At 42.7% G+C, this 4479-nt stretch carries 4 protein-coding genes and 7 tRNA genes; 10 read left to right on the forward strand and 1 reads right to left on the reverse strand.

Features of this window, described 5'->3' with window-relative positions:
• Both GPK88_RS15185 and GPK88_RS15190 read left to right on the forward strand, forming a co-directional pair.
• The coding region (locus GPK88_RS15185) for a hypothetical protein (protein WP_215708004.1) at positions 1 to 239 on the forward strand (239 nt) is incomplete at its 5' end.
• Positions 240 to 506: 267 nt separating this feature from the next.
• Positions 507 to 2096: an AAA family ATPase gene (locus GPK88_RS15190; protein WP_173762650.1), complete on the forward strand. Its 1590-nt coding sequence runs from the start codon at positions 507 to 509 to the stop codon at positions 2094 to 2096.
• Positions 2097 to 2207: 111 nt separating this feature from the next.
• Here the strand turns inward: GPK88_RS15190 and GPK88_RS15195 are convergent, their stop codons facing one another.
• On the reverse strand, positions 2208 to 2981 hold the full coding sequence (locus tag GPK88_RS15195) for an RNA polymerase sigma factor region1.1 domain-containing protein (protein WP_173772684.1): 774 nt from the start codon (positions 2979 to 2981) through the stop codon (positions 2208 to 2210).
• Positions 2982 to 3232: 251 nt separating this feature from the next.
• On the opposite strand from GPK88_RS15195, the gene GPK88_RS15200 reads away from it, so the two are divergent.
• The 8 genes from GPK88_RS15200 (at position 3233) to GPK88_RS15235 (ending at position 4411) form a co-directional block, all read left to right on the forward strand.
• Positions 3233 to 3307: transfer RNA gene (locus GPK88_RS15200), tRNA-Pro, on the forward strand.
• 27 nt (positions 3308 to 3334) lie between these two features.
• A tRNA-Gly gene (locus GPK88_RS15205) sits at positions 3335 to 3405 on the forward strand.
• Between the two features lie 18 nt (positions 3406 to 3423).
• Positions 3424 to 3497, forward strand: a tRNA-Arg gene (locus tag GPK88_RS15210).
• Between the two features lie 5 nt (positions 3498 to 3502).
• Positions 3503 to 3576: transfer RNA gene (locus GPK88_RS15215), tRNA-His, on the forward strand.
• 10 nt (positions 3577 to 3586) lie between these two features.
• A tRNA-Gln gene (locus GPK88_RS15220) sits at positions 3587 to 3658 on the forward strand.
• 11 nt (positions 3659 to 3669) lie between these two features.
• A tRNA-Lys gene (locus tag GPK88_RS15225) sits at positions 3670 to 3742 on the forward strand.
• A gap of 67 nt (positions 3743 to 3809) precedes the next feature.
• Positions 3810 to 3889 (forward strand) — tRNA-Leu (locus tag GPK88_RS15230).
• Between the two features lie 183 nt (positions 3890 to 4072).
• Positions 4073 to 4411, forward strand: a complete 339-nt coding sequence (locus GPK88_RS15235; RefSeq protein WP_252197786.1) for a TFIIB-type zinc ribbon-containing protein — start codon at positions 4073 to 4075, stop codon at positions 4409 to 4411.
• Positions 4412 to 4479 lie beyond the last annotated feature (68 nt).

Raw genomic sequence — 4479 nt, forward strand, 5'->3', positions numbered from 1 at the left:
TCTTCAAGGAGCTGATGGATAATATTTCGTTTTCCTTCTGTCATTTGTACTCGATGTACAGGTTTCTTTTGTCTTGCCATGTAATTCCGCTTACATGGGCAACGTCTCAGGATGTAAACCTGACATTAAATTCGGATGTTGCGGAAGCAAAAGGAAAGGCTTATCAATTCCAGGCAAAATTATACGCCGGAGCAAAGGACGGACAGGCTCCGGCAGCTACCGGCTTGTTATCACCGTAACAAAAGATCAGCGAACAGTTATGGAAGTTCCGTATTATTTCATTGTCCAGTCAGTACAATCAGATAATTTATATCATACAAAAGAGGCCAGGTTCAATGTATACTTTGAATGTTTACATTGGATCGAAGCCTCTTTTTTATAAGGCAGAAGGAGAGGATGTCACACTCTGTGACAACAGCCATTGACGATGCAGAATAGATTACGATATACTGTAAAGCAAGAAGTACGGGGATATAGTATATAGTTTCAGAAAGGGGCGGACATAAATGGGAAGATTTGTAAATCCGGATAACAGCGCATTTCAGGTAGCACTGAATTCCAGGATATATGTGGATAAAACAGGATTGTTGGAGTACACAAATACTGTTCTGGATACTATGGATGCCTATATCTGTAACAGTCGTCCGCGCAGATTCGGGAAATCCTATACGGCGAATATGCTTACTGCGTATTACAGCAAGGGAGCGGATTCCGAAAAAATGTTTTCAGGACTGGAGATCAGTAAGGCAGCAGATTTCCGAAAACATCTTAATAAATATGATTTAATCCATATAGATGTTCAGTGGTTTCTGGCAAATTGTGCAAAGGCAGATGACATTGTTGCATTTATCACAGAGAGTATACTGGATGAGCTGAGAACGATTTATCCATGTGTGTTACCATCAGAAGAGATATCTTTGCCAGATGCGCTTTCAAGAATCCGGGAGAAAACAGGGCAGAAATTCGTTGTGATCATTGATGAGTGGGATGTTCTGATCCGAGATGCAGCGGCGAATTCCAAAGTGCAGAAAGAGTATATTAATTTTCTCAGAGGAATGTTCAAAGGGACGGAACCAACCAGATATATCCAACTTGCATATCTTACAGGTATTCTCCCGGTAAAAAAAGAAACAACACAGTCAGCGCTTAATAATTTTGATGAATTTACAATGTTAAGTGCGGGCAATCTTGCACCGTATATCGGATTTACAGAAGATGAGGTGCGGAATCTTTCGGAAGAATATCAACAGGATTTTCATGAAGTGAAGCGATGGTATGATGGATATCTTTTGAAGGACTGTCAGGTTTATAATCCGAGAGCAGTAGTCAGCGTGATGCTTAAAGGTGAATTTAAGAGTTACTGGTCGGAAACAGCGTCCTATGAAGCGATCGTGCCTCTTATTAATATGAATTATGATGGATTGAAAACATCGATCATAGAAATGTTGTCCGGTGCATCTGTGAAAGTCAATACAGCGACATTCAAAAATGATACAGAGAATATAAAGAGCAGAGATGATGTACTGACCTATATGATCCATTTGGGATATCTTGGTTATGACCAGACCAGAAAAACGGCATTTGTGCCCAATGAAGAGATCAGGCAGGAGCTGACAACTGCGGTAGAAAGTAAAGCCTGGAATGAAATGATCCTTTTTCAGCAGGAATCGGAGAAGCTGTTGGATGCAACATTGGAAATGGATTGTCCGGTGGTAGCTGCACAGATAGAAAAAATCCATAATGAATATGTTTCCGTTATTCAGTATCATAACGAAAATTCATTAAGCAGTGTGCTGGCGATTGCATATTTAAGCGCTATGCAGTATTATTTCAAGCCGGTTCGGGAACTGCCATCAGGACGTGGATTTGCAGATTTTGTATTTATTCCGAAGCCGGAATATAAAAGTGATTATCCGGCGCTTGTAGTTGAATTGAAGTGGAATCAGAACGCTCAGACTGCAATGCAGCAGATTAAAGACAGGAAGTATCCAGATTCTGTTTTGGAGTACACAGGAGATATTTTACTTGTAGCGATTAATTATGATAAGGATAAAAAAGAACATCAATGTATGATCGAGCAGTATGAGAAAAAATAATTTTCAGAATTGCTATAGAATGATAATGCCTCAGGACAGGTATAACACAGGCAGCAGGTAAGTTGTTGGTGCTATGCATGTACTGAGGCTTTTTCGTTATAATATAAGATCTTATTTATCATCCCCGGTAAGCCGAAGCACATCCCGGATCTCGTCCACATTCATATCCAGGATTACGGCGAGTTCATCGATGGTGAATTTGGTGGTGTCGTCATCGTCTGTGAGCTCTTTTACCGCGGATTCAAGATTTTCTACCTTGGATACCAGATAGTCATCACGGAATTTCTGCTGGGTCTGTTCCTCGATGGCATGGAGGATTCCGCTGCGGATACGGCCGCGCATCCAGGCGTCGTTCTTCTGCTGGGGTTCTGTTTCCTTAAGAGCCGCCAGAAGGGCCAGATTCGCCTCCTGAATGAGGTCAGCCAGGTAAATCTCCTCACAGTTCAGTTCAGCGGCCATCTGGGCTGCCTGGGCCATGTAGAACTGGGTCAGAACACCTTCGGCAGCGGTGTCACCTTTTGCAAAGGCCTGGAAGAGGGAAGTGAGATCATCGGAATCAAGTCCTTCCGGGGAAAAACTTTCCATATAGTCACTGAGGTAAGCCTGTTCCTCAGCTGTAAGGGCTGCACGGCTGCCTGGAAGTTCTTCCTCGCTTCCGGATTCAGAGGAGGTATTTGCTGCCGCCGTAGCGCTGGCTGCTTCCTCGGCACCTTCGATAGTGATACCTTTTAATTTGAGATACTGCAGGATCTTTACAAGCTGTGAAGTGCTCAGATCAGATTCATCGAAATGCTCACGAATCTGCTGCTGGGAGAGCTGTTTGCCGTTCTCCTCTGCGATGGTGCAGATTTCATTGAGCTTCTGCTGAAATAACTTTATATCCATAAAAACATCTCCTTAATTTTCCAGATTTTCTTCTTGACTTTATTATCAGGATTATGATACCATAAGCAAGTCGCAAATGACAGGAAAACCTTTGAATAGACGGAAAAAACGTGAAAAAAAGTTTTTTTAAAAAAATTCAAAAAAGGTGTTGACATTTGTAAAAAGCTATAATATAATATCACTTGTCGTCAGGCAAGAGAGAAAAGCAACAGCGACAAAAACTTAATAAAGACCATAAGTAAATGGTATATCGGGGTGTGGCTCAGTTTGGCTAGAGCGCCTGGTTTGGGACCAGGAGGCCGCAGGTTCGAATCCTGTCACCCCGACTGCTGTAAACTTATTACCGCAAGCATGCGGGTGTAGTTCAATGGTAGAACACCAGCCTTCCAAGCTGGATACGTGGGTTCGATTCCCATCACCCGCTTCTCTGAAAAGAGAGCATGTGTCTGTAGCTCAGCTGGATAGAGCAACGGCCTTCTAAGCCGTGGGTCGGGGGTTCGAATCCCTTCAGGCACGTTGTGGTGGGTATAGCGCAGTTGGTTAGCGCGCCAGATTGTGGCTCTGGAGGCCCAGGGTTCGAATCCCTGTATCCACCCTTCGCCCATTGGGCTATCGCCAAGCGGTAAGGCACAGCACTTTGACTGCTGCATTCGCTGGTTCGAATCCAGCTAGCCCAGTCCTTTTTTATGGGGTATTAGCTCAGTCGGTAGAGCACTTGACTTTTAATCAAGTTGTCCGGGGTTCGAATCCCCGATGCCTCATTAGCGGAAAGCATTTGCTTTCCGTTATTTTTTTATCATCAGACAGGATGATAATATAATTGAATATGCGGATATGGCGGAATTGGCAGACGCGCTGGTTTTAGGTACCAGTGGGCAACCGTGCAGGTTCAAGTCCTGTTATCCGCATCAGATAATGATAATCCGAACCCGGTTCCAATCGGGGACGGCTTCGGATTTTTAGTATATCTTAAGTGCTAAAGCAAAATCGGCGGTATCATGAGTGATGCCGCCGATTTTGTTACTCAAAAATAAGAGTGGATTTTTATGAAAAGCTCCGCTATAATACAAGATATAGGCAGGAGGTAATGTATGAGTACTATAATTGGTGAAGTATCAATACCTGCTGACGATCAAGGATTTGTTTTAATGCAATGTCCTCTATGCGGGGAATTTTTTAAAATAAAACCAGGGGATTATCACGCAGAAGATGTTATTGAAATATGGTGTCCAAGTTGTGGTCTAAAAGCGGAAAATTATTTTACCGATGATGTGATAGAGCTTGCGTTGAAAAAGACAAAGAATTACGCAAATGATCTAATATATAACGAGATGAAAAAGTGGGAGAAGAAATTCCAAGGCTCATTTATCTCGTTCAAGGCAGGTAAAAAGCCACAGCATGAAGAAGAATATCCTATTAACTATAAATGAGCAAATATCGAATTTTGCACAAACTTATCCCACAAACTTAAAAGCTTCTTCGAATGAGGCGCTGCTTT

Source organism: Blautia sp. MCC269 (genome assembly GCF_018785655.1).
Lineage (GTDB): Bacteria > Bacillota > Clostridia > Lachnospirales > Lachnospiraceae > Blautia_A.

What these genes read in the sequence shown, in the direction of transcription:
- GPK88_RS15190 (WP_173762650.1), top strand. Translation starts at nt 507, where the DNA reads ATGGGAAGATTTGTAAATCCGGATAACAGCGCATTTCAGGTAGCACTG.
- GPK88_RS15195 (WP_173772684.1), bottom strand. Translation starts at nt 2,981, where the DNA reads ATGGATATAAAGTTATTTCAGCAGAAGCTCAATGAAATCTGCACCATC.
- GPK88_RS15235 (WP_252197786.1), top strand. Translation starts at nt 4,073, where the DNA reads ATGAGTACTATAATTGGTGAAGTATCAATACCTGCTGACGATCAAGGA.